The 25,683-nt window shown below is 45.6% G+C and carries 23 protein-coding genes; 15 read left to right on the top strand and 8 right to left on the bottom strand.

Features of this window, described 5'->3' with window-relative positions; all coding sequences use genetic code 11:
* Positions 1 to 31: 31 nt before the first annotated feature.
* Positions 32 to 580: an imm11 family protein gene (locus DFP75_RS15150; RefSeq protein WP_110576901.1), complete on the top strand. Its 549-nt coding sequence runs from the start codon at positions 32 to 34 to the stop codon at positions 578 to 580.
* 61 nt (positions 581 to 641) lie between these two features.
* On the opposite strand, the gene DFP75_RS15145 is transcribed toward DFP75_RS15150, so the two are convergent.
* On the bottom strand, positions 642 to 1,571 hold the full coding sequence (locus DFP75_RS15145) for a bile acid:sodium symporter family protein (RefSeq protein ID WP_110576900.1): 930 nt from the start codon (positions 1,569 to 1,571) through the stop codon (positions 642 to 644).
* 242 nt (positions 1,572 to 1,813) lie between these two features.
* The gene (locus DFP75_RS15140; RefSeq protein ID WP_110576899.1) at positions 1,814 to 3,325 is read right to left on the bottom strand and encodes a YifB family Mg chelatase-like AAA ATPase; all 1,512 of its coding nucleotides are present in this window, start codon (positions 3,323 to 3,325) and stop codon (positions 1,814 to 1,816) included.
* 111 nt (positions 3,326 to 3,436) lie between these two features.
* Between DFP75_RS15140 and DFP75_RS15135 the strand changes: the two genes are divergently transcribed.
* On the top strand, positions 3,437 to 3,652 hold the full coding sequence (locus DFP75_RS15135; protein ID WP_110576898.1) for a TIGR02450 family Trp-rich protein: 216 nt from the start codon (positions 3,437 to 3,439) through the stop codon (positions 3,650 to 3,652).
* Positions 3,653 to 3,676: 24 nt separating this feature from the next.
* On the opposite strand, the gene DFP75_RS15130 is transcribed toward DFP75_RS15135, so the two are convergent.
* The gene (locus DFP75_RS15130) at positions 3,677 to 3,916 is read right to left on the bottom strand and encodes an accessory factor UbiK family protein (RefSeq protein WP_110577012.1); all 240 of its coding nucleotides are present in this window, start codon (positions 3,914 to 3,916) and stop codon (positions 3,677 to 3,679) included.
* A gap of 512 nt (positions 3,917 to 4,428) precedes the next feature.
* Here DFP75_RS15130 and glnK point away from each other — a divergent pair.
* The 4 genes from glnK (at position 4,429) to radA (ending at position 9,247) form a co-directional block, all read left to right on the top strand.
* On the top strand, positions 4,429 to 4,767 hold the full coding sequence (glnK, locus tag DFP75_RS15125) for a P-II family nitrogen regulator (protein ID WP_110576897.1): 339 nt from the start codon (positions 4,429 to 4,431) through the stop codon (positions 4,765 to 4,767).
* Positions 4,768 to 4,806: 39 nt separating this feature from the next.
* On the top strand, positions 4,807 to 6,072 hold the full coding sequence (locus tag DFP75_RS15120; protein ID WP_110576896.1) for an ammonium transporter: 1,266 nt from the start codon (positions 4,807 to 4,809) through the stop codon (positions 6,070 to 6,072).
* Between the two features lie 178 nt (positions 6,073 to 6,250).
* Positions 6,251 to 7,783: a carbon-nitrogen hydrolase family protein gene (locus tag DFP75_RS15115; protein WP_110576895.1), complete on the top strand. Its 1,533-nt coding sequence runs from the start codon at positions 6,251 to 6,253 to the stop codon at positions 7,781 to 7,783.
* 75 nt (positions 7,784 to 7,858) lie between these two features.
* Positions 7,859 to 9,247 carry a DNA repair protein RadA gene (gene radA, locus DFP75_RS15110; RefSeq protein ID WP_110576894.1) on the top strand — a complete coding sequence of 463 codons (1,389 nt, stop codon included), beginning with the start codon at positions 7,859 to 7,861 and terminating at the stop codon, positions 9,245 to 9,247.
* A 27-nt stretch (positions 9,248 to 9,274) separates the two neighbouring features.
* Here radA and DFP75_RS15105 read toward each other — a convergent pair whose 3' ends face one another.
* Complete coding sequence (locus DFP75_RS15105; RefSeq protein WP_110576893.1) at positions 9,275 to 9,559, bottom strand: DUF1289 domain-containing protein; 285 nt, start codon at positions 9,557 to 9,559, stop codon at positions 9,275 to 9,277.
* 34 nt (positions 9,560 to 9,593) lie between these two features.
* Complete coding sequence (locus DFP75_RS15100; protein WP_245927071.1) at positions 9,594 to 10,079, bottom strand: COG3904 family protein; 486 nt, start codon at positions 10,077 to 10,079, stop codon at positions 9,594 to 9,596.
* A gap of 252 nt (positions 10,080 to 10,331) precedes the next feature.
* Here DFP75_RS15100 and DFP75_RS15095 point away from each other — a divergent pair, with 252 nt between their 5' ends.
* The gene (locus tag DFP75_RS15095; protein ID WP_110576892.1) at positions 10,332 to 11,396 is read left to right on the top strand and encodes a GGDEF domain-containing protein; all 1,065 of its coding nucleotides are present in this window, start codon (positions 10,332 to 10,334) and stop codon (positions 11,394 to 11,396) included.
* Positions 11,397 to 11,469: 73 nt separating this feature from the next.
* Here the strand turns inward: DFP75_RS15095 and DFP75_RS15090 are convergent, their stop codons facing one another.
* Positions 11,470 to 12,960, bottom strand: coding sequence for a CoA-acylating methylmalonate-semialdehyde dehydrogenase (locus DFP75_RS15090; protein WP_110576891.1), 1,491 nt, complete (start codon positions 12,958 to 12,960; stop codon positions 11,470 to 11,472).
* Between the two features lie 161 nt (positions 12,961 to 13,121).
* Between DFP75_RS15090 and DFP75_RS15085 the strand changes: the two genes are divergently transcribed.
* The 4 genes from DFP75_RS15085 (at position 13,122) to DFP75_RS15070 (ending at position 19,505) form a co-directional block, all read left to right on the top strand.
* Positions 13,122 to 14,030 (top strand): LysR family transcriptional regulator, encoded by a 909-nt coding sequence (locus tag DFP75_RS15085; RefSeq protein WP_110576890.1) that lies wholly within the window; start codon positions 13,122 to 13,124, stop codon positions 14,028 to 14,030.
* Positions 14,031 to 14,164: 134 nt separating this feature from the next.
* Entirely contained in the window at positions 14,165 to 15,277 is a 1,113-nt protein-coding gene (locus DFP75_RS15080) for an efflux RND transporter periplasmic adaptor subunit (RefSeq protein WP_110576889.1), read from the top strand.
* On the top strand, positions 15,277 to 18,369 hold the full coding sequence (locus tag DFP75_RS15075) for an efflux RND transporter permease subunit (RefSeq protein WP_110576888.1): 3,093 nt from the start codon (positions 15,277 to 15,279) through the stop codon (positions 18,367 to 18,369). Before DFP75_RS15080 ends, DFP75_RS15075 begins: the two co-directional genes overlap by 1 nt.
* Positions 18,370 to 18,524: 155 nt before the next feature.
* Positions 18,525 to 19,505, top strand: a complete 981-nt coding sequence (locus DFP75_RS15070; RefSeq protein ID WP_110577011.1) for a LysR family transcriptional regulator — start codon at positions 18,525 to 18,527, stop codon at positions 19,503 to 19,505.
* A gap of 43 nt (positions 19,506 to 19,548) precedes the next feature.
* Here DFP75_RS15070 and DFP75_RS15065 read toward each other — a convergent pair whose 3' ends face one another.
* Entirely contained in the window at positions 19,549 to 19,770 is a 222-nt protein-coding gene (locus tag DFP75_RS15065) for a DUF1653 domain-containing protein (protein ID WP_110576887.1), read from the bottom strand.
* Positions 19,771 to 19,927: 157 nt separating this feature from the next.
* Between DFP75_RS15065 and DFP75_RS15060 the strand changes: the two genes are divergently transcribed.
* The 4 genes from DFP75_RS15060 to astB are packed head-to-tail and all read left to right on the top strand — an operon-like array spanning position 19,928 to position 24,920.
* On the top strand, positions 19,928 to 20,941 hold the full coding sequence (locus DFP75_RS15060) for an arginine N-succinyltransferase (protein ID WP_110576886.1): 1,014 nt from the start codon (positions 19,928 to 19,930) through the stop codon (positions 20,939 to 20,941).
* Between the two features lie 25 nt (positions 20,942 to 20,966).
* Complete coding sequence (gene astA, locus DFP75_RS15055; RefSeq protein WP_110576885.1) at positions 20,967 to 22,019, top strand: arginine N-succinyltransferase; 1,053 nt, start codon at positions 20,967 to 20,969, stop codon at positions 22,017 to 22,019.
* A gap of 26 nt (positions 22,020 to 22,045) precedes the next feature.
* A complete protein-coding gene (gene astD, locus DFP75_RS15050) occupies positions 22,046 to 23,518 on the top strand; it encodes a succinylglutamate-semialdehyde dehydrogenase (RefSeq protein ID WP_110576884.1) in 1,473 nt (490 codons plus the stop codon).
* Positions 23,519 to 23,573: 55 nt separating this feature from the next.
* Entirely contained in the window at positions 23,574 to 24,920 is a 1,347-nt protein-coding gene (astB, locus tag DFP75_RS15045) for an N-succinylarginine dihydrolase (RefSeq protein ID WP_110576883.1), read from the top strand.
* A 128-nt stretch (positions 24,921 to 25,048) separates the two neighbouring features.
* On the opposite strand, the gene DFP75_RS15040 is transcribed toward astB, so the two are convergent.
* Positions 25,049 to 25,405, bottom strand: a complete 357-nt coding sequence (locus tag DFP75_RS15040; RefSeq protein WP_110577010.1) for an endonuclease domain-containing protein — start codon at positions 25,403 to 25,405, stop codon at positions 25,049 to 25,051.
* Positions 25,406 to 25,683: the final 278 nt, after the last annotated feature.

Below are 25,683 nucleotides of genomic sequence, written 5' to 3'. Positions count from 1 at the left end.
TTCCTCTTCTTGCAGTATGAGACATGATTTTATGAGCACAACAAATACCTTTTGGCGTTGGGAAAAAATGCCAGTGGTTAATGAATTAACCGTAAAGACCATCACGGTTTTTGATCGTGATCGAGACATAGTCATACTAAAGCCCAATGACGATATGGATGCTGGACCTTATCTAGAAGGCGAGATTCAGACCGACCAACTCAATGTCATGTTTGATGACGAGCTCGTATTACACTCGCGTTTTACAGAATGCTTTGCGGATAAACAAGCCCGAGATGTCACCGTAAGGCCGGTGAAATTTTATTTAAACGACGAACAACAAGATACAGAAAGCTGGATTCACATCTCCATCGTGGGGCGCGTATTGGCCATAGACTACCAGCAATCAGCCTATACCGTGGATGACGATAACAGCATCAAAAGCATTGAGCATTTAGTACTGGATCATGCCAATATCGAACGCTCTGGTATGCACATCTTTCGTATCTATGGTTTTGAAGATTGGATCCTAGTCAGCGACACCTTAAAACAACAACTGCAAGCCATGAACATCAGCGGCATGCGTTTTTTGCCAGTTTAGGCAACAAACATAAAAAAGGGACGCCAAACAGGCATCCCTTTTTTAACGCTAAGCAAATATCTTATTTATCAGTATCTTGAGCGTTGCTTTCAGCAACGGGTCGACGGCTCCAGTAGCTCGCCAACAAAGACCCTGAAATGTTGTGCCAAACACTGAAAATAGTGCCAGGCAGTGCTGCCATAGGCGTAAAGAATTTCACTGCCAATGCCGCTGCTAGGCCAGAGTTTTGCAAACCCACTTCAAAAGCAATGGTGCGGCAAACGCGCGCATCAAAACCAAGTAAGTAAGTCACCCAGTAACCCAAGGTCAAACCAATCGCATTATGAATAATCACTGCCGCCGCAACCATAAGACCAACTTGAACAATCTTAGAGGCGCTCAATGCCACTACAATGGCGATAATAAGCACGATGGCAAACATCGAGATATAAGGGAAAATTGGTTCTGCCTTACGGACAAATTTTGAGAAGAAAGTATTGATCAACACACCCGCCGCAACAGGAAGCAGAACAATTTTAAACAAGCTCATCAACATACCAGCAACAGGTACATCAACACTTTGCCCAATCATCAAAGACACTAAGAATGGCGTTAATATTACGCCCAACAAGGTCGAGATCGCGGTCATGGAAATAGACAAGGCCGTGTCGCCTTTTGCCAAATAACACATAACATTTGAGGACGTACCGCCAGCCACACTGCCCACCAGCAACATGCCCACAGTCAGCTCAGAATCAAAACCAAAGGCAAAAGCCACACCAAAAGCGGCAATCGGCATAACTAAGAATTGTAATAATACACCCACGCCTACGGCTTTACCGTTCTTCAATACTTGTTTGAAGTCAGTAGGACTTAGGGTCAATCCCATTGCGAGCATAATGATGGTCAACAATGGAACGATTTGAGCTTTCAACCCCACGAATAAATCAGGTTGAAAGAAGGCGATTGCAGATAGCAATAAAGCCCAAACAGGGAACAGCTGGATAACCATAGACAAAACTCCACATAGTCCACTCAGTTTTGCTGCCATAAAATCAGCAAAAGCGAACAGACCCACAATTAATTATTATTGGCCCCATTACAAATATCGTCCCTCGAAGGGACGACAAAAATGGGCTGAGAATTGTAACTAAAAGGCATAGGTTAAAACAGCTTTTATGCTTTTTAACCCTTATCTAGCAATGTCTAACGCATTGTTCTATCCGTATTTTCCAGATGGAATAACAGCGTAGATTATGAAGACACCGCCATGGATAAGGTTTTCTCCATCTTGCGATAACTTAACGATTCCATTAAATGCGCTCTGGTAACAGGAGAGTCATTTAAATCCGCCAAGGTTAGCGCGACTTTTAATACTCGATGATAAGCCCGTGCCGAGAGTTTTAATTTTTCTAATGCCTGCTGCATAAACTCTTTGTCCTCTTGGCTCAAAGCACAAATATTCTCTAGCTGACGACCACTTAACTGCGAATTTTGTAGGCCTTGGCGTCCTCTTTGCCTTGCGACAGCACGCTCTACTCGTTCGCGAACGCTAGCGCTGCACTCCCCTTCTTCATCAGCATTCACCAACACATTAGACGGTAAAGGTGGCACTTCTACATGCAAATCGATGCGATCTAAAAATGGCGCGGAGAGTTTTTTAAGGTATTTCTGGCTAGCACTGGATTGATAATAATCTTGCCCTCCACTGTAAGCCTCGTTACTGGCATTCATCGCAGCCACTAATTGAAAGCGAGCCGGAAAGGTAACTTGCCCACGAGCACGCGAAATATGAACTTCACCGTTTTCTAATGGCTCCCGTAATACTTCCAACACTTTGCGGTCAAACTCTGGTAACTCATCAAGAAAAAGCACACCACAGTGCGCTAAAGACGCCTCACCCGGCTTAGGAATTGAACCACCACCAACCAGTGCCGCCGCAGAACAAGAATGGTGAGGAGACCGAAACGGCCTTTCTGACCAATGCCAATCCAAGCCCATTTTACGCCCCGCCACCGATTGCACCGATGCCACAGCAAGCGCTTCAGCTTCTGTCATCGCTGGCATAATGCTCGGCAGTCGCGACGCCAGCATGGTTTTTCCCGTTCCAGCAGGACCAACAAACAGCAAATTGTGACCACCAGCCGCGGCGACTTCTAAGGCTCGGCGGGCTTGATACTGGCCTTTTACATCTCGCATGTCTTTATGGTCTAACGGCAATGGTTCAGCAGGCTTGGAAACACAAGCAGGCAACGCTGTTTGCTTCAATAAATGCGCCGTCACTTGCGTTAAATGTTTAGCAAATACAGCATTGCCTTCCACCAGCGCAGCTTCCTGCTGATTTTCTTCAGGGAGAATAAGCTGACGATTAGCGTGATGACAAGCAATGGCAGACGGCAATAATCCAGGAATGCCACGAATGTCTCCCGATAATGCCAATTCGCCAATGAATTCAGTGTCCCTTAAATTCAACTCACCCAACTGCCCCGAGGCAACCAAGACACTAATCGCAATCGCCAAATCATAGCGACCACCTTCTTTAGGCAAATCCGCTGGCGCTAGGTTAATGGTGACGCGTCGGGTAGGAAACTCAAAATGGCTGTTGATAATCGCGCTGCGCACTCTGTCTTTCGCTTCTCGAACGGCCGCTTCGGGAAGGCCAACAATATTGAGGGAAGGCAGACCATTTGAAATATGGGTTTCAACAGTCACTAACGGGGAAGACACGCCAACACGGGCGCGACTATAAATCGTGGCTAAACTCATGATCACTCCTTGATCAACTTATTTATTTCTGACGCTTTGCGACGAGAAAAGCAATCCAGCTATTCACGTGCTTCGTATATCTACTTAATACACTAAAAGGAAAAAGTGGTTGTGAACCGAATTAATCCAAATAAATTACTTCTATCTAAGTGGACGTCAACGTCCCCGCAGCAAAAAGAAAAACACTTTATCGTTACTACACTCATTCGAGACGAAGAAAACGTCGTTATCGAATGCATTCTTGAGGCCGTCATCAACAAAAACCAATACCAATTACCTTGGCAATCACTGACCTCTTCTGAAGATTGGTTGCAAGGCTGGAAATAAATCAGTCCCAGCCCTGCGAAAAACTTAGTCGTTCTTTTCTAGCTCATTTAAACGTGCTTCTAACACAGCGAGCTTTTCACGATATTTTGCCAGCATCGCGGCTTGCACCTCGAACTCTTCGCGCGTAACCAAATCCATCTTGCTTAATGTATTGCGTGCCACTTCATGCAATTGCGCCTGAATTTCTTCTTTTGGCAACTTACCCAAGGTTTCTGCCGCTTGGCCTAATCCCGTACCCAATTGCTTTATAAATTGATCAATCATCTCACTCTCGTTTTTCATCGTTGCTGTGATTATTTATCGTCTCTTTGCCTAATAGTATAGAAGTCAGGCATAGATACCAACAAGCTCTCAGAGCGCATCTTTCATGTCGATGCCCATTTATAGGAACAAATGTTTTTAGAGATTGCTTCTTTTTTGTGCAGAAAATCGAACAAGGCAATATTGAAGCCCTACAAATCCTCTAAATGACGCACACACAACCATGCCAAGCAAAGGTTTATTTCCTGATCAGAAGCAAGCAGATAAAGCCCTTCGCTACGCTCACTCGCCCATTTAAAACATCATTTGCACCATATTAATGCAGGATATTTATAGGGCACACCAATATGCCGCACTATACCAAGCAATTTATGACTCTTTTTAATTTCAAAAAAACGACAAAATCCTTACAAAGCCTTTGATACGTAGGAACGTCCATATATGGCACGCATATTGAATAAAGCTAATTACCTGCGATACGACAATAAAACTGACTTTTTAAGGAGACAGTGGGTATGAAGCTTATAACTGCCATCATCAAGCCATTTAAACTCGATGATGTTCGAGAAGCACTTTCTGAAATCGGTGTACAAGGTATTACCGTAACAGAAGTGAAAGGTTTCGGACGTCAAAAAGGCCACACAGAACTATACCGCGGCGCTGAGTATGTAGTCGATTTTCTACCGAAAGTAAAAATCGAACTTGCCATTGCAGACGACATGACTGACCAAGTAGTGGAAGCCATTACAAGCGCAGCAAACACTGGCAAAATCGGCGACGGTAAGATCTTTATCGTTAACCTTGAACAAGCGGTTCGTATTCGTACCGGCGAGACTGGTGTAGAAGCAGTCTAAATACTGCTCGAATTATCCTAGCCTTTAGGGGGGCGAAACATGCAAGATCAAATTTTTCACTTACAATATGCGATGGACACCTTTTATTTCTTGGTGTGCGGCGCACTGGTTATGTGGATGGCAGCAGGATTTGCCATGTTGGAAGCAGGTCTAGTACGTGCTAAAAACACCACAGAAATTCTAACTAAGAACGTGGCTTTGTTTGCCATTTCTTGTGTCATGTACCTAGTTTGTGGTTACTCCATCATGTACGGTGGCGAGTGGTTCCTAACAGGCATTCAAGACGTAGATGTTGCTTCTACCTTGACTGACTTCGCTGGCCGTGACGGCGGTTTTGAAGGCGGTTCTATTTACGCAGGCGCGTCTGACTTCTTCTTCCAAGTTGTGTTCGTTGCAACAGCCATGTCTATCGTATCTGGTGCCGTTGCTGAACGTATGAAGCTTTGGGCTTTCCTAGTATTCGCTGTTGTTATGACAGGTTTCATCTACCCAATGGAAGGTAACTGGACTTGGGGCGGCGGTTCTGTATTCGGTATGTTTAGCCTTGGCGACATCGGTTTCACTGACTTTGCAGGTTCAGGTATCGTTCACATGGCAGGTGCGGCAGCCGCATTAGCTGGTGTATTGGTACTTGGTGCTCGTAAAGGCAAATACGGCCCTAACGGCGAAGTACGTGCCATTCCTGGTGCTAACCTACCTCTTGCAACATTAGGCACATTCATCCTTTGGATGGGTTGGTTCGGTTTCAACGGTGGTTCTGTATTGAAACTTGGCGACATCGCAAACGCTAACTCTGTTGCTATGGTATTCCTAAATACCAATGCGGCAGCCGCTGGTGGTGCAATTGGTGCGCTTATCCTAGCTCGAATTCTATTCGGTAAAGCCGATCTAACTATGCTTCTAAACGGCGCATTAGCTGGTTTGGTAGCAATCACGGCAGGTCCTGATACTCCATCTGCTCTAGGTGCGACTCTAACCGGTCTAGTTGGTGGTTTGATTGTGGTTGTGTCTATCCTGACACTAGACAAGCTTAAAATTGATGATCCAGTGGGCGCTATCTCTGTTCACGGTGTTGTGGGTCTTTGGGGCTTGCTAGCAGTGCCACTAACGAACGATGGCACAACATTCGGCGGACAAATCGCGGGTGCACTTACTATCTTCGTTTGGGTATTCTTCACTAGCTTGGTTGTTTGGTTAATCATCAAAGCCATCATGGGTGTTCGCGTTAGCGAAGAAGAAGAGTACGAAGGTGTTGACCTTTCTGAATGTGGTATGGAAGCGTACCCAGAATTCAGCAAGAACTAATCACTCTGCTAAAAACCAAATTGTTTGAAATATCAAAACCCTCGCCTTGGCGGGGGTTTTCTTTTTATATCCTTATTGAACAAACGATATCCCCTTTTATAAGGCACTGATCCCTTACCTCCTTACACAAATACGCGTTATCATGAGCAATACATAAGATCGATTGATAGAGGCCAACATGCAGCACGACGACTTACATTTAACCATTCGTAATATCACCAAAGATGATTATGACGAAATCAAAGTATTGATGGATAAGGTCTATCACGATATTGGTGGCTCTTGGCCAAAGCATACGATTCACAAACTCATCAAAGATTTTCCTGAAGGTCAGATCTGTTTAGAAGACCACGGAAAAATTGTCGGCTTAGCACTGTCGGTTCAAGTGAGCTATCAGCGTTTTAGTAACCCACATACTTATGACGACCTTATCGACCAAAAAGAGAACGTGCTAAACGATTCTCGTGGCGATGCCATGTATGGTTTGGATGCGTTAATTGCGCCTGAATATCGAGGCTACCGTCTTGGTCGTCGCTTGTACGAAGCCAGGAAAGACCTCTGCCGCCAGCATAACTTACGTGCCATTTTAGCGGGTGGTCGTATCCCTAACTATCACGAACACGCTCACGAAATGAGCGCGGCGGAATACTTAGAAGCGGTACGCGAACGTAAAATTTACGACCCTATTTTAACCTTCCAGCTATCAAACGATTTCCAAGTCACTCGTTTGTTAAAACGCTACATGCCAGAAGATGAAAAGTCTCAAGGCTATGCAACGCTATTGGAATGGAAAAACATCTTCTTTGAACCAGACACCAACGTGATTCGTTCACGCAAAACCCAAGTGCGTATCGGTGCGATTCAATGGCAAATGCGTGAAGTAGAAAGCGTTGACGAGCTGTTGAAGCAGGTTGAATACTTCATAGATGCCGTTTCAGACTACAAGAGTGACTTTGTTCTCTTCCCAGAATTCTTCAATGCACCATTGATTGGGCTTAGCCCAGACCAAAGCAATCAGACCGAAGCCATTCGTTTTTTGGCTAGCTTCACAGAACGCTTTATCAATGAAATGTCGCAGTTTGCGGTCAGTTACAACATCAATGTCATCACAGGCTCCATGCCTGTCATTGAAGATGAAATTGTTTATAACGTCAGCTACTTATGTCGCCGTGACGGTACCGTAGAAGAGCAAAAGAAAATCCACATTACACCGCACGAGCGTCGTGACTGGGTTATCCAAGGTGGTAACGACCTACGCGTCTTTAATACTGATGCTGGTCGCGTGGGCATACTCATTTGTTATGACGTAGAATTCCCTGAATTGGGTCGTCTATTGGCGGAGCAAGACATGGACATTTTGTTTGTGCCATTCTGGACCGACACCAAAAACGGTTACTTGCGTGTGCGTCGTTGTGCCCAAGCCCGCGCGATAGAAAACGAATGTTACGTCGTTATCTGTGGAAGCTGTGGCAACCTTCCGCAGGTGGAAAACTTAGATATTCAATACGCACAAAGTTCGGTATTTTCGCCTTCTGACTTCTCTTATCCTCACGATGCCGTTATGGCGGAAACCACACCAAACACAGAAATGATTATGTTCTCTGATTTGGACTTGGATAAGCTGAAATTGACTCGCAGCGAAGGCTCAGTAAACAACTTAAAAGACCGCCGCACGGATCTTTATTCCGTAAACTGGAAAAAACAGCACTAAAAAGCACAACCCAGCGATAACATGGACGTTATCGCAAGCCTTTAATTCATCATTAAAAGAACACAAGAGACTATCATGGCCAAAGCAAAAACCGCTTTTGTATGCAATGAATGCGGAGCCGACTACGCAAAATGGCAAGGACAATGCCAAGCCTGCAGCGCATGGAACTCCCTATCTGAAATACGTCTTACCTCTGGAAAAACTTCCGCTCGCGTTTCCGCTAGCCAAGATCCGCGCTATCAAGGCTACGCCGGCGCTGTGACAGGTATTCAGAATTTATCTGACGTTGACTTAGGCGATGTGCCACGCTTTAGCTCTGGCGCAAACGAATTCGACCGAGTATTAGGCGGTGGCTTGGTTCCTGGAGGTGTCGTGCTCATTGGTGGCCACCCAGGAGCCGGTAAAAGTACCTTATTACTGCAAACCATGTGTTGGCTAGCGCAGCAACAAAGTGCCTTATACGTGACAGGTGAAGAATCCCTTCAGCAAGTTGCCATGCGAGCACAACGTCTTGGGTTACCGACACAAAACCTCAAAATGCTGTCGGAAACCAATGTGGAAGCGATTTTAACCATCGCTCAGCAAGTGAAACCCAGAGTCATGGTGATCGACTCGATCCAAGTGATGCATCTAGATGGCGTAGAATCCGCCCCAGGTAGCGTGTCACAAGTACGAGAAAGTGCCGCTGTTTTAACGCGCTTCGCCAAACAAACTCAAACGGCTGTTTTGCTTGTCGGTCACGTGACCAAAGACGGCTCTTTGGCAGGCCCCAAAGTACTGGAGCACATGGTAGATTGCTCGGTTCTATTAGAAGGCTCGGAAGACTCGCGCTTTCGTACCCTTCGCGGCATGAAAAACCGCTTTGGCGCGATCAATGAGCTAGGCGTTTTTGCCATGTTAGAAAATGGCCTAAAAGAGGTGAAAAACCCAAGCTCTATTTTCTTGAACCGCAGTAACCACCCTGCCGCTGGCAGCCTTGTTATGGTGGTTTGGGAAGGCACTCGCCCCTTGTTGGTCGAACTTCAAGCTTTGGTGGATGATTCGGCTTTAGGCAACCCAAGACGTGTCACAGTAGGTTTTGATCATAATCGCCTTGCTATGTTATTGGCGGTCTTACACAAACACGGTGGATTACTCACATCAGACCAAGATGTCTACTTAAACGTAGTGGGTGGTGTCAAAGTACTGGAAACCAGTGCCGATCTCGCCGCTATCGCAGCCGTTGTTTCTAGCTTCCGCGATAAAATCTTGCCCCATGATTTGGTCGTACTGGGTGAAGTGGGTTTGTCAGGAGAAATTCGACCTGTGCCATCTGGCCAAGAACGCATTAGTGAAGCCGCGAAACATGGGTTCACTAGAGCCGTGGTGCCAAAAGCTAATTGCCCGAAAAAACCGATTGAAGGCATGAAAGTCATCGGAGTTGAACGTTTATCTGAAGCGCTAGACGCGATATTTGAAAACTAACGTAGCCATTGCTGTACAAGGTTAAAATTAGTCGTTCGTTAATGTAAACAGATCTGCCATAGGTTCATCTTCCATCCCATAGGGAAGCGCCTTGGCAGAATCCGCTTCTAATCGTTCTTGGCGTGCCTTTATTAGACGCGCTCGGCGTTGCTGACATAAATCCAATACGCGATGACGTTCTTCATTGGAAAGAGAGAACCAATGATATCGCTCTTCTCGACTGCGTAAACAGCCTTTGCAGAACCCCTTTTTGCTATTTTCGCACACGCCTCGACAAGGGCTTTCTATGGCGAACAGTTCTATTTGCTCCATAATGCCCTCCCGCGAACGTCAATATAAGGCGACGCTACTCTGTCGCCAAATCAAAATCATACACTTCTTCGGGTGACAAAAAGTACACCCTGTCAGCTGGTGCCGCATCCAATGAGAACCAATAGAAGCGCTCTGGCACTCCCATCTCCAAATAAAAATTCACATAGGTCGCATGAATCGGATCTGCTTCATTTAAATTGGCCGCTTTTACTTTTGTACCATCCGACCAAGCGTGAACACCAACGCCTGCTCCTGCACCTATGCTTCGTTTTACGCCGCCTAAAAACAGATCCACACCACCAGAAAGCACATAACCTGTCGAAGCAATATGAGTATTCAATCCAAGTCGGCGAATAAGACGTGCGCCTTCCATAGTCGCCTGTTGATCAACAGAGCCTGGGACATCGACTAACACCATATCCGTGACATTAGGGTTATTACGCACCATCTCACTCAACTGCTGAACCAGATCGCTACCTAAGACACCTGATAAAAAAACCGTATTTTCTTTTACTTCCATGGTCAAATCGTCAACTATGGTGTTATCTATTTTTTTATTTATCGCCGTTTCTGCACAAGCAGTTAAAAATACAGCTATAAATAGATATGAGAATCTTGATAACACAACAAGATTGCATTTCTTTTTTTCCATATGCGGCCCAGTAATGTAGAAAAAGTTAGTAGTCCAGTAGAAACGCTTTTTATGTTTCTAAAAGTATAAGGAAAAACACCTATCTATAGTCAACTAAACTTGTAAAGGATTGCAACCGTCGTGGCGAACAATAGTCAATTAAAGCACCAGCACCCTTTTACTTCAAACCATGTATCCAACAGTCTGGAGCAAACCTCTCGGATTTTAAATATCGCGTCAGCAGCGGGTTCCATTGCTCACTTTGCTTTCATTTTCTTATTTCTTTATCTCGACCAAACCACACTTGCTTGGCTCAATGTCTTGTCTTTAGGGGCATGGCTGCTAACAGTAAGGCTAAACCGATTAAAGCAACATAATATTTCTATTTTAATCATGAGCGCCGAAGTATCCGTTCATGCGTTTTTCGCCACCAGCATACTCGGTGCAGAAGCTGGCTTTCAGTATTATTTATGGCCTATGACATTGCTAATAATGACAACCCCTTGTCTCAAAATCACATGGTCTAGCGCCATTGCCTTGTTCCATATGACCACCTTTGCACTACTCGTATTATATTACCCATCCCAGCAAGATACGGTCACCAGCCTCTCTTCCGTACTCTTTATAATGAATGTCACTTGTGCAAGCATTCCCTTTATTGTGGCTGCCGCTCTGACACGTGCAACGTACATGAGCCAATATGAATTGATGGTCAAACTCGCTGAAAAAGATGAACTAACCAAGCTCTTTAATCGGCGTTTTGCGATTGAAGCACTGACCTTTTATATGCAACAACAAAGCAGCAATGGCACACCATTTTGTATCAGCTTAGTAGATGTCGATAATTTCAAGCAGGTCAACGATGAGCTCGGTCACAATAAAGGCGACGAAGTACTGGTGAAAATATCAGGCTATTTATCGCAATCCATGCGCAAAGCAGATATATCAAGTCGTTGGGGTGGTGAAGAATTTCTGTTCATTCTTCCCGATGTCGAACTGCCTGAGATACAGCAACGCATTGAGGCGATCTGCAAAGACCTACCCAATCATGTTTCACTGGAGGAATGGCAGCAGATCATTAGCTGCAGTTTCGGCCTCATTCAGGTTAAAACCAATGAATCACTCGAACAAGCGATAAAACGTGTTGACGACTCGCTTTATCAAGCGAAAAAAAATGGCCGCTACCAAGTTGTAAGCGGCCATTAAAAAACATTTCTAAAAGAGGACAACCACCAAATAGAAACGCTTGGGACACATCAAAAACACTTATCCCTTCATTTTAAGAAGGAAAAGAAAAACTCTTTCCTTCACGAACGCCCGCCGAAGGCCAGCGCTGAGTGATTGTTTTGCGTTTCGTGTAAAAGCGCACAGCATCTGGACCATAGGCATGCAAATCCCCAAACAAAGAGCGCTTCCAACCACCAAAACTATGGTAGGCCACAGGAACGGGCAAAGGCACATTGATGCCGACCATGCCAACCTCTATATGATCAGAGAAATAACGCGCCGCTTCTCCATCGCGAGTAAAAATACAAGTACCGTTGCCGTATTCATGGTCGTTAATCAAAGTCATGGCTTCTTCCATGGTATCGACACGCACCACTTGAAGCACTGGACCAAAAATCTCTTGCTGATAGCTTTCCATCTCTTTAGTCACGCCATCAATCAATGTCGCCCCAACAAAGAAGCCATCCTCATAACCCGCGACCTGTGGATGACGCCCATCCACCACAACAGTCGCTCCTTGGGATTCTGCACTGTCAATAAAGCCAACGACTTTGTCTTTATGCTCCTTAGTTATAACAGGGCCAAAGTCATTATTTTTATCAGAACACTCCCCTACTTTGAGCGGCTTCATAGCGTCAGCCATTTTGCTGACCAAAGCATCACCTGCCGCTTTACCAACGGCCACTGCAACGGACAAGGCCATACAACGCTCACCAGAGGAACCAAATGCCGCGCCAAGTAACTGGCTAACCACGTTATCCATATCTGCATCAGGCATGACAATCGCGTGATTTTTTGCTCCGCCTAGAGCTTGGCAACGTTTACCATTGGCACTGGCTTTACTGTAAATGTATTCCGCAATGGGCGTTGAACCTACAAAGCTTACGGCTTTCACTCGCTTGTCTTCTAACAGAGTATCTACCGCCACTTTATCGCCATTAACGACGTTAAATACGCCAGCTGGTAAGCCCGCTTCATGTAACAAGTCCGCAATAAATAACGCGGTACTTGGATCACGTTCTGAAGGTTTCAAAACAAAGGTATTGCCACACACAATGGCCATAGGAAACATCCATAAAGGCACCATGGCTGGAAAGTTAAATGGCGTAATGCCTGCCACCACACCTAATGGTTGAAATTCGCTCCAAGAATCGATATTTGGGCCGACATTTTTGCTGTATTCACCTTTTAGCAATTCTGGTGCACCACACGCGTATTCCACATTTTCGATACCACGTTGCAATTCCCCTGCAGCGTCATGGCAAATTTTTCCGTGCTCGGCACCAATTAATTCACAAATCTTATCCGCATGTTTTTCCAACAACATTTTGTAATTGAACATGACTCGAGCACGCTTTAATGGCGGAGTGTTTCGCCATTCTGGGTAGGCCGCTTGCGCCGCTGCAATGGCTTCTTCCACTGTTTCGCGAGAAGCAATGGCGACCTTTTTGGCGACCTTACCTGTCGCCGGATTAAACACGTCTTGAGTACGTTCAGCTTGTTGTGAATGTTTACCGTCGATTAAGTGTCCAATGATGTCCATGTAGGCTCCGCAAATTCAAAATGTTGTCTGTTGACACTACTATGCCAAGGGGAATAGATTACAAAAACTCCAATCTATTAACGCTTACTTAAGTTATTAGTTAACAAAGTTGCTGACGCATTACGAACCAAGCTTCATAACGACTTACAGAAGGTAAAGGGATGAATAAATTTCAAAGTCAGGTCAGCGATGCCGACCTTCGCATATTACGCATCTACCGTACAGTGGTGGAATGTGGCGGTTTCTCTGCTGCAGAAGTTGAGCTTAATATCAGCCGAGCGGCCATCAGCATCGCAATATCAGATTTAGAAACACGCTTGGGCTTTCGCTTATGCCAACGGGGAAGATCCGGTTTTTCTCTGACCAATGAAGGCAGCCAAGTTTACGATTACACCTTGCAGCTGTTATCGTCTATTGAAGACTTTAGGACCAATATTAATGCGCTTCATCAACACCTAAAAGGCGAACTTAACATTGGCATTACAGACAACCTAGTCACCCTGCCCCACACACGCATTACACAAGCATTAGCAGGGCTAAAAGACAAAGGCCCACAAGTCGCGATTAATATTCGGATGATTCCACCCACAGATGTAGAGCGTGGCGTATTAGATGGCCGCTTACACGTGGGGATAGTGCCAGATTTAAAAATCCTCAGTGGCTTGGATTATCATCATTTGTATGAAGAGGAATCTAAGCTTTACTGCAGCGATACGCACCCCTTGTACAATATGGATGACAGCTCAATTTCGAAAAGCACATTAAAAGAATATGATGCCGTCTTGCCAGCTTATGCACAAACTCCAGATATCAAAGCACAACATCAGCCTCTCACCGCCAGTGCGACAGCGACCGACCGTGAAGGAATTGCCTTTCTTATTCTAACTGGGCGCTACATAGGTTTTTTACCTGACCACGTTGCAGAGCATTGGATTAGAGACGGTCGCATGCGCGCCATCTTGCCAAAAGAGTGTCACTACATAACACAATTCTCGGCCATAACGCGCAAAGGGGCGCGTGCAAACCTAATTTTAGAAACTTTTTTAGCGGAACTTGAAAAAACGCAATAGGCGAATGCAGGCGATTACAGCAAGATATTCTTTATCAGTAATATCTCTAATATATATTTAAATGTTCATATCCCAAGACAAGAGATATAAAATACTTTCATCTAACTATTTCCAATATATTTACGGAGCAATGAATGAATTCCCAAAAACGTTTAAATACGATTATTGGTATGACGCTAGCAGCTTCACTTCTGCTTGCGGGCTGCTCATCAAGCGAAGATGAAGTGGTTGTCGAAAAAGACATTATTCGACCAGTCAAATTGATCTCTATTGCCGAAAGCAATGCCATCAATATTCGTCGCTTTCCTGCAGAATTAAAAGCCAGTGAAGAAGCAGACATTGCCTTCCGTGTCGGTGGTCAGTTAATGCAGCTTAATGTTGTTGCCGGACAACGTGTTGAAAAAGGCGAGCTTCTTGCTGTACTTGACCCAACAGATTTCAAACTGGAAGTCGAACTTGCACAAGCAAATCAAAGCCTTGCCGAAGCGCAATTCAAACGTATTCAAAACCTATTACGTCAAGGCGCAACGACTCAATCTCAATACGATTCGACAAAAGCGACCTTGGATCAAGCCAACAACGCACTTCAATCGGCGAAAAACAAACTGCAATACACCAAAGTTTACGCACCGTTTAAAGGTGTTATTGCCTCTGTAGCGACAGAAAACTTCCAGTACATTAGTGCTGCCGCGCCTATTATGCACATTCAAAACATAGACGACTTAGACGTAGAATTTCAGGTTCCAGAAAGCTTGGTCGTCAGCATTAAATCAACGCAATCAGATTACCAACCAAATGTCGTTGTTGATGTCGCACCAGATGAAAAGCTATCAGGCACTTACAAAGAACATAATACGACCCCAGACCAAACCACCATGGCTTATGATGTGTCACTTAGTCTGATTCGTAATAAAGATTCAAAGCACACCCTATTACCTGGCATGACTGCAAACGTAGACATTGATTTGAGTCGCCTAGTAGGACAGAACAGATACGTTGTTATTCCTGTTGAAGCTGTCATTCGCCATGAAGATACCAAGACAGGCGAGTCTAACAGCACCGTTTGGGTGTACAACAAAGAGACTCAGAAAGTCAGCCCACGTGTCGTCACGGTAGGTTCATTACAAGGCAACAACATTGAAATTACTTCAGGCTTAAATGCCGGTGACCAAGTGGTTGCCGCTGGAGTAAGCAGCCTTACTGAAGATATGCAAGTTCGCCCTTGGACACGTGAGCGAGGCCTATAATGGATATTGCGGCTTATTTTATTCAACGCAAAGTAACAAGCTGGATGATCACACTGATCCTATTGATCGGTGGTATCATCGCATTTAACAGTCTTGGTCAGTTAGAAGACCCAGAATTCACAATCAAAGATACGCTGATTATTACGCAATACCCGGGTGCTTCTCCAGAACAAGTGGAAGAGGAAGTCACCTACCCGATTGAAGCGGAACTACAAAACCTGCCATACGTTGATAAAATCACCTCAACGTCAAAAGCGGGCTACTCAAAAGTTCAATTGACGATCAAAGATACGTATCGCGCCAAAGAGCTTAAGCAAATTTGGGACGAAGTACGTAAAAAGATTCGTGATATTCAAGGCCAATTCCCAAGCGGTGTCGCGTCCCCTATGGTGCTAGACGACTTTGGTGATGTATACGGCGTCATGCTGGCGATCAATGGTGAAGGCTATCCGTACAAAGATCTTAAAAATTACGTTGATTACATCAAACGTGAATTAGTATTGGTCGATGGCGTAGCGAAAGTAACCGTTGCTGCTGAACAGAACGAGCAAGTCACTATTGAAATTTCTCGTTCTAAAATGGCCAATATGGGCATCGCGCCAAGCCAGCTAGAAAGCTTACTTTCAAACCAAAACAGTGTGTCTAACGCTGGCCGTGTAAAAGTCGGCAGTGAGTATATTCGTATTAGCCCTACTGGTGAATTTCAAGACATCTCAGAACTTGAAAACCTCATTGTTGGTACACCAACTGATGGCAATCTAATTCGTCTACGCGATATCGCCACGGTCAAACGAGAGTATGTTGAACCGCAAACTCATATTGTGGATTTTAATGGTCAGAAATCACTTTTACTTGGCGTGTCCTTCTCATCCCATGTCAACGTAGTAAAAGTTGGTGCAGACCTAGAAAAAAGAATCGAAGAATTAGAATACCAACAGCCTGTTGGTCTAAACATGGAGCCTATCTACTTCCAGTCAAAAGAAGTTGAACGTTCCGTATCCGATTTCTTACTGAACCTTGTTGCCGCTGTTGCTATCGTTATTCTAGTGCTATTGGTGTTCATGGGCATTCGCTCAGGCATTTTGATTGGTCTCATTCTACTGCTGACCATTCTTGGCACCTTTATCGTGATGGATTATTTCGAGATCAACCTACAGCGTATTTCCCTTGGTGGGTTAATCATAGCGCTGGGGATGCTCGTCGATAACGCCATTGTCGTGACGGAAGGCGTACTTATTGGTATGCAACGCGGCATGAGCAAACTGCAAGCCGCCAGTGCAGTAGTAAAACAAACTAAATGGCCATTACTCGGCGCAACCGTTATTGCCGTTACAGCGTTCGCCCCGATTGGATTATCGCCAGACTCTGCTGGTGAATTCGTAGGCTCATTGTTTTATGTACTGTTGATTTCTTTGCTACTAAGCTGGATCACCGCCATTACCCTAACACCTTTCTTTTGTGATTTATTCTTCAAAGAAACGGTTGCAAAAAACAACAGCGAAGATGGCTCTGCAGCAGAACTAGCGGACCCATACAAAGGCTTCATCTTCACTGGCTACAAATTTATGCTAGATAAAGCCATGCATTATCGCTGGCTAACAATCATCACTTTGGTTGGTTGCCTTATTACTTCAGGCTGGGCATTTGGGACGTATGTTAAACATGAGTTTTTCCCACCGTCCACAACGCCTATGTTCTATATGGACATTCAGATGCCTGAAGGTACGCACATAGACAGCACTTATAATACGGTCACACAAATCGAAAAAGACTTGTTAAAAGATGATCGTATTGAGTTTGTCACCTCAACCACAGGGCAAGGCGCTTTGCGTTTCATGCTGACATACAATGCGGAGCAAACTAATTCCAGTTACGCTCAATTTATTATCCGCACCAAAAATGCAGACGTTATTCCAGACCTACTGCAAGACCTGTATTACAAAATGCAGGAAGAATACCCAGGACTGGATGTGAAGTTGCAACGACTACAATTAGGGCCTGCTAGTGGCGCTAAACTGGAAACCCGAGTAAGTGGTCCGGATCCTGAAAAACTTCGCCAAATCAGTGCTCAAATCAAAGAAATTTATCGTGCTGATGGTGGTTTGGAGAACATTAAGGATAACTGGCGCCAACCAGTTAAAGTGCTTCGCCCTATCTTTAATGATGCCCAAGCTCGACGCTTAGGGATCAGCAAAAAAGAATTGGACGACGTGCTATTAACCAACTTCACGGGATCTCAAATCGGTTTGTACCGTGAAGGCACAGATTTGCTACCAATCGTACGCACTGCACCAAAAAACGAGCGCGTTTCTATTGATCAAATTCGTGATTTGCAAATTTACAGCCCTGCGTCAGGCTCTTACGTGACCCTTTCTACACTGGTCTCTGGCTTTGAAACCGTGTGGGAAGATCCGATCATTGAACGTCGTGACCGTAAACGTACTATCACTGTGATGGCTGACCCTAAGATTTTGGGTGATGAAAACGCAATGACCATTTTTGGACGCACCCGTGCAGCGATCGAAGCGATTCCTATGCCTCCAGGTTATGCAATGGAATGGGGTGGCGAATACGAAAGCAGTACAGACGCTCAAAGCAACATATTTAAAGCGCTTCCAATGGGCTACTTATTTATGTTCATCATTACCGTTTTGTTATTCAACTCGATTCGAGTGCCGTTAACGATTTGGTTCTGCGTACCTTTAGCGTTGATCGGTGTTTCTACTGGATTGATCGTGATGAATACCGCGTTCAGCTTCATGGCTTTGCTTGGGTTCTTAAGTTTATCGGGTATGACGATAAAAAATGGTATCGTTTTAGCCGATCAAATAAACTACGAACTAGAACAAGGTACAGAAAAATACCAAGCGATCTTTATGTCTGCAGTAAGTCGTGTTCGACCTGTCTGTATGGCAGCGATCACGACCATTCTAGGCATGGTGCCATTACTGTATGACGGGTTCTTTGAAGGCATGGCCGTGGTAATTTCGTTCGGTCTAGGTTTTGCGACCTTGCTAACACTGATCGCTGTACCGGTCTTTTACGCTGTGTTATTCCGAGTCAAATATCGTCATCACGAAGACTTTGAATAATACGACCGAATACTAACGACACCTTGTATCCAAAGAATGGAGCCTTATCAAGTTTTGATAAGGCTCCTGTTTTTAAACTATTAGAGACCTTTACACCAAATATTGGTGATGGCAGTCATCGTGTAAACGCCTCTATTTATTGTGTTGAGAAAAACATGCATCTAGACGACATCTTAAAATTAGACATTAAGCTACTCGTCGCCTTCGTCACTATTATGGAAGAAGGCAGTGTTTCTCGTGCCGCTGAAAGACTAGGAGTCACGCAACCTGCACTGAGCAAAAGCCTGCAAAGACTAAGAGAGCTCTTTAAAGATTCTCTTTTCACCCGCCAAGCGTATGGGTTAAGCCCAACCGCGCGCGCATCAGAGCTTCATGACCTAATACAGCCTATTTTAAGCTCTCTTTCTGAGCTAATGAGCCCAAATTCATTGGATTTGAAAAACTTAGATAGACGCTTCAAGCTGCGTGCAGACGAAGGGGATTTAGAAAACTTCATTGAACCTTTATTAGCTTCAATACAGTACCAAACCCCAAAGCTCAGATTATCCATTGCCTCATGGGGTGACTCACAGCTAGATGAACTTATTACAGGCAATGTTGACCTTGGCATCATGCGAATTAGCGATACACCAAGCAATATTCGTAGCAAGTTAATTGGTTACATGGAAGCTTGTATCGTGTTGAGTGAAGCTCACCCACTGTTTCATCAAGATGAAATATCCGTCACAGACTTACTGTCTCACAAGGTGGTCACCCATCATTTGCGTAGCAATCGAAACAGCTCATTTTCGAAAACAGAACAAAAGCTCAAACAAAGAGGCCACGTCATCCAGCCAGACTTAGAAACAGACAGTTTGATGGTGGCTATGCAGGCGGTAAAACGCGGTATGGCGCTGGTCACCTCGCGCTCTATTGGTGACTTATTTTTGCAAGTTATGTGTGAAAAAGCTCACTTCTATCCAGTGAAATTATTACCGATTCCAAAAGAAGTATTAGAGCTTGATGATTTCAAAGGCCGACACCCTATTCATATTTTCTGGCATGAAAGATTCAATAATGACCTTGCTCATCGCTGGCTAAGAGAACAGATTATCGACTTTATGCGTGAATCGCCGTGGATGCACCTGCCCGATTAGCCAATCGATTTAACCTGCCACACCATGATAGCTCGTTGAAATATTATCCCGCGTCGCGCTCGGCTCTAAGCCAATCAAAGCGTGGGATACGTTCACCGTTTATTTCCACAGTTTCTTGAAACATATCAAGTGGTCTTGCCCACCAGCCAAAGTCGCCATATAAAGCTTGATAAATTACTAACTCCTCTTCTGTTTCACTGTGTTTCGCCACTCTCTCAACCCAATAAAGTGCGCCTTTATAATGTTGATACACGCCCTTTTTCATACAAAACCTCTTCATACTTTTTAAAAATCGACAATAAAAAGCCAATAACCACAAAAACGTGTCGCCAATTAGAAAGTTTCTATCTTACGCAACAAACATAACTTGGTGATAATACTTCTCATACTATCGTTGATTACTCATTTTTCAGGAATGCGCTATGTATCTAGTACGCCCAGCCGATTTTGCAGATCTCCCCGCACTGGAACGTCTTGCCCAACAGGCTGGTATAGGCATTACCAATTTTCCCGCCAACAGAGAGCGCTTAAACGACAAAATCGCCTCTTCACGTCGCTCATTACAAACTGACGTAGTCCAACCGGGCGATGAATCCTACTTGTTTGTATTAGTAGATACCAGCAAGGACCAGATTGTTGGCTGTTGCGGAATAGACGCAATGGTGGGTGTCGATACCCCTTTTTACAGCTATCGAATAGACGAAGTCGTGCATGCCTCCCCACAGTTGCAAATCCACAACCGCATACCCGCTCTCTTTCTCTGTCATGACTACAGTGGCACCAGCCGACTAATAGCGCTGGTCGTCGATAAAGCTCATCAAAACAATGTCGCTATGTCATTGCTGTCCAGAGCTCGCCTACTTTTTATTGCTCGTTATCCTGAACGCTTTACTAAGCGACTGTTTGCAGAATTACGTGGCGAGAGTGATAAAAAAGGCTATTCCGCATTTTGGGATGCGCTAGGGAAACACTTCTTTACCATGGACTTCAAAAAAGCCGACTATCTTTCAGGTGTCAGCAACAAAAACTTTATCGCAGAGCTAATGCCACGTTATCCGATTTATGTTCCAACCTTGCCTGAAGCTGCGCAAGAGGCTATCGGCGTAATCCATGAAAACTCAGACCAGAGCGCCGAAATACTGCTCAATGAAGGGTTCGAATTCCGTGGCTATGTCGATATTTTTGACGCAGGCCCAAGCATCGAAGCAAGAACAGAAAGCCTACACACAATTACCCAGCAGAAAATGGACAAAGCACTGAGTTTAACCGATACCGCTAAAGGCCCAATGCACCTTATTTCTGCCGGACATTTAGAACACTTTAGAGTCACTGCCGCACCAGCAGAACCGCAAGTCGCGGGACTCGCCTTAGAAAAAGCGACACAAGAACGATTAGGTATCTCATCAGGACACCGCATCCAATGGGTCGCACTGTAAATAACATTAGCAGAGGAAAGCCATCATGATGGTCATACGCCCTATTTGTCAAAATGACCTAAAGTCACTATATCGACTTGCAGAAAAAACCGGAATTGGTTTTACCTCTTTGGTATCAGACGAAGCCATTTTACAAAAAAAAATCGACGGAGCGGTGCGCTCTTTTAACAAAGAAGACGTCACAGAACCTCATAATGAAGATTACTTAATGGTGTTAGAAGACACCAGCACAGGCGATATCGTCGGCACCTGCGGCATCTTAGCCACTGTCGGATTAGACGAACCCTTTTACAGCTATCACCTAGGCAGCATCACTCATGCGTCCCGTGAACTGAAAGTGCACAATGTCATTCCCACACTGGTGCTAAACAACGACTTCACCGGCTGCAGCGAAATTTGCACGCTGTTCCTAGAAGAAGATTACCGCCACTCAAAAAACGGCCAGCTGCTGTCAAAAGCCCGCTTCATGTTTATGGCGCAATTTCCTGAACGCTTCACCGAAAAAGTCTTTGCCGAAATGCGAGGAATAAGCAACGAAGATGGCGTTTCACCACTTTGGGAAAGTCTTGGCCGCCATTTTTTCTCCATCGACTTCAAAGAAGCCGATGAACTGACCGCACAAGGCAATAAACAGTTTATTGCCGAACTGATGCCAAACAACCCAGTGTACGTAAACTTACTTCCACCGGAAGCCCGTGAAGTTTTAGGCCAAGTTCACAAAAACACTGTGCCGGCTCGTCGTCTATTAGAGCAAGAAGGCTTCCGCTATGAAAACTATGTCGACATTTTTGATGGTGGGCCAAGCTTAGAAGCTCGCGTTCAAGACATTCGGGCCGTACGCGAAAGCCGTCTTTGCCTTGCCAACATAGGCCAACCAAAAGGCACAACGGAAGGGGTCAGCGAAGGCAATTACTACCTAGTCTCCAATGCCAAAGTAGCAGACTTTCGCTGCATACTCGTCCAGCGCAGCATTCCACCAGGTAGCGCCATGACCCTAACACAGGAAGAAGCAGATAATCTTTGTATTACCAACAAAGAGCCCGTTCGAATCGTGGAATTATCCCCCTATTCAAGATAAACACGCACGAATAAACAGGAGTCACCATGAAACAAGCACACTACATTAATGGTCAATGGTTAGCAGGCGAAGGCCAGACACTGCGCTCTATCGACCCTGCGGACGCCAGTTTAGTTTGGCAAGCCAACACAGCCACACAAGGCCAAGTCGACTTAGCAATCGAAGCCGCTCGTGCTGCCTTTCCTACTTGGGCAAACCGTCCTCTAGAAGAGCGTATAAGTATTATTGAAGCCTTCGCAGCCCTAGTTAAAGAACACAGTGAAGACATAGCGACCGTTATCAGCCGTGAAACAGGTAAGCCAATCTGGGAAACGCGTACCGAAGCCGCGGCCATGGTGGGCAAAGTCGCCATTTCCCAACAGGCTTATCATGAAAGGACAGGTGAAAAAACCACCCCTATGCCAGGCGCAACGGCGCGACTGCGTCATCGTCCACATGGCGTGGTTGCCGTATTTGGTCCCTATAACTTTCCGGGGCATTTACCTAACGGTCATATTGTTCCTGCACTGATTGCCGGCAACACCGTCGTTTTTAAACCTAGTGAACAAGCCCCCGCGACCTCCGACCTAATCATTCAATTATGGGAAAGAGCCGGCTTGCCAGCAGGCGTACTGAACTTGATTCAAGGGGAACGTGAAACAGGCGTTGCCCTAGCAAATCACCAAGGCATAGACGGATTGTTCTTCACCGGTAGTCCACAAGTCGGTCATATTTTGCATAACGACTTTGCCGGTCACCCTGGGAAAATCCTAGCGTTAGAAATGGGCGGCAACAACCCATTATTGGTGTCGGATAAAGTCGCAGACCAACGCGCAGCGGTGCACGAAATCATCCAATCGGCGTTTATCTCAGCAGGACAACGCTGTACCTGCGCCCGTCGTTTATTGTTGCCCAAAGGCGAGCTGGGCGATGCGATTCTGCAATCCCTAGTAACAGCCACCAAAGCGCTAAAAATCGACCGTTTCGATGCCGTCGAACAGCCTTTCATGGGGCCAGTGGTATCAGCACAAGCCGCCGACGGCTTACTACAAGCCTACCAAAAACTGATTAAGCTAGGTGCTGATCCTCTCTTAGAAATGACCCGTGGCGACAGCCAAACCGGCTTTGTGACACCAGGCATTATTGATGCGACCAACATGCTAGATAAACTTCCCGACCAAGAGTACTTCGGCCCACTGCTTACCGTGATTCGATATGACTCCTTGGATCAAGCAATGAAGATCGCCAACAATACGAAGTTTGGCTTATCGGCAGGTATCTTGTCAGACGACGCTGCAGAATATGAATGGTTCTTACAACACAGCCGTGCTGGCATTATCAACTGGAACCGCCAGACCACAGGTGCATCCAGTAACGCCCCATTCGGAGGGACAGGAGCAAGCGGCAACCACAGAGCCAGCGCCTATTATGCCGCAGATTATTGCGCTTACCCCGTTGCCAGCATCGAAGCCGATAGCCTAACCATGCCAGAAAAACTGGGGCACGGTATTACGCTGTAAAGCTTTATCTAAAACCCAATAGACAACGCACATTCAGGTATAACAAGAGGCAATTATGAACACAGCGACAGAAGCCAATTTTGACGGCTTAGTGGGCCCAACCCACAACTACAGCGGCCTATCTTTTGGTAACGTCGCTTCATTGAACAACTCTGCACGTCCATCTAATCCAAAAGCAGCAGCCAAACAAGGCTTGGTCAAAATGAAAGCCTTGGCAGACATGGGGTTCGTACAAGGCGTACTCGCGCCACACGAACGACCACATATTCCGACGCTGCGTCGTTTAGGCTTTTCAGGGACGGACGCCAGTATATTAGAGCAAGCTGCCAAACAAGCTCCAAAGCTACTGGCAGCGGTTAGTTCTGCCTCTTGTATGTGGACCGCCAACGCCGCAACCGTCTCACCAAGTGGAGACACCAGCGACAAACGCGTGCATTTCACCCCAGCCAACTTGGTTAACAAATTCCATCGCTCCATTGAACACGAAACCACAGGCGCGATTTTGCAAGCGACGTTCAACGACGATAAACACTTCGCCCACCACCCCGCCTTACCCAGCGTAGACCACTTTGGTGACGAAGGTGCAGCGAACCATACGCGTTTTTGTCATGGTTATGGCGAACAAGGCATCGAATTCTTTGTTTACGGAATGGAAGCCTTCAACAGCAACGCCCCTAAACCGGCTAAATTCCCGGCTCGCCATACCTTAGAAGCCTCTCAAGCCGTGGCTCGCCGTCATGGTTTAAAAGCCAATCAAGTGGTTTACGCGCAACAAAACCCAGATGTGATAGACGCTGGCGTATTCCACAACGACGTCATCGCCGTAGGTAATCGCAACGCGCACTTCTACCACCAAGAAGCCTTTTTAGACACAGCCAAAATGAAACAAGACTTACTCACCGCCTGGGGAGAAAGAGCGTCTCAATTCCACCTTATAGAAGTCCCAAGCGATGCCGTATCGGTACAAGACTGCATCCAGTCTTACTTGTTTAACAGCCAACTACTGAGCCGTAGCGACGATGACATGGTGTTGGTTGTACCAGGTGAATGCGAGAACAACCCAGCCGTTTGGGCGTATTTAAACAGCCTAATTACGGGTCCCTCACCAATCCATGAAATTAAAGTCTTCGACCTAAAACAAAGCATGAGCAACGGCGGCGGCCCAGCTTGCCTCCGACTTCGCGTCGCCCTAACCCAAGCCGAGCAACAAGCTATAAACCCATCAACCCTCATGAACGACAGCTTGTTTGCACGCTTAAACCATTGGGTCGACAAACACTACCGCGACCAACTGCATGAAAAAGACCTAGCCGACCCGCAACTATTAATCGAAAGCCGAAGTGCATTAGACGAACTGACTCAGATAATGAACTTAGGAAGTGTCTACGAATTTCAGCGGTAGGATTATTAATTCCTCTACCGATAAAAATAGGAATGAGAACAGCCTCTCGCTCCTCCCTTTGAAGATAAGGGGAGGGAACAAAACAGCCTCTAGCTCCTCCCCCTGCTAAGGGGGAGGCTGGGAGAGGGTTAACTAATTTCAACCAAAATAACATTAAGAACAGCATCCAATTCGTTCATAACCTGTTCATTGGTAAAGCGTAAAACTTGTAACCCCTTTCTATTAAGATAAATTGTTCGTTCAATATCATATTTTCTAGCTTCATCGGTGTAATGGCTATCGCCATCAACCTCGATAACAAGATGCTTTTCAGGGCAATAGAAATCCACTATGTAAGAACCCACTCCATGCTGCCTTCGAAACTTCACACCAAGTTGCCGGCCTCTTATATGAAACCATAGCCGCCGTTCGGGCTCTGGCATATTTTTTCTCAAATCGATTCTTAAATACTGGTTACTTCTCAAATTAAATGTTCGTTCGCTCATTCCATAAGCCTTTTTTCCAACAGCCTCTAGCTCCTCCCCCTGGCAAGGGGGAGGCTGGGAGGGGGTCAAAAACTTATCGACCCCACCCTAACCCTCCCCTTGAAGATAAAGGGAGGGAACAAAACAGACTCTCACTCCTCCCCCTGCTAAGGGGGAGGCTGGGAGGGGGTCAAAAACCTACCAACCCCACCCTAACCCTCCCCTTGAAGATAAAGGGAGGGAACAAAACAGACTCTCACTCCTCCCCCTGCTAAGGGGGAGGCTGGGAGGGGGTCAAA

It is taken from the genome of Marinomonas alcarazii (genome assembly GCF_003208215.1).
In the GTDB taxonomy this organism is placed as follows: Bacteria; Pseudomonadota; Gammaproteobacteria; order Pseudomonadales; family Marinomonadaceae; genus Marinomonas; species Marinomonas alcarazii.
This window is presented reverse-complemented; position numbering and strand designations above follow the sequence as displayed.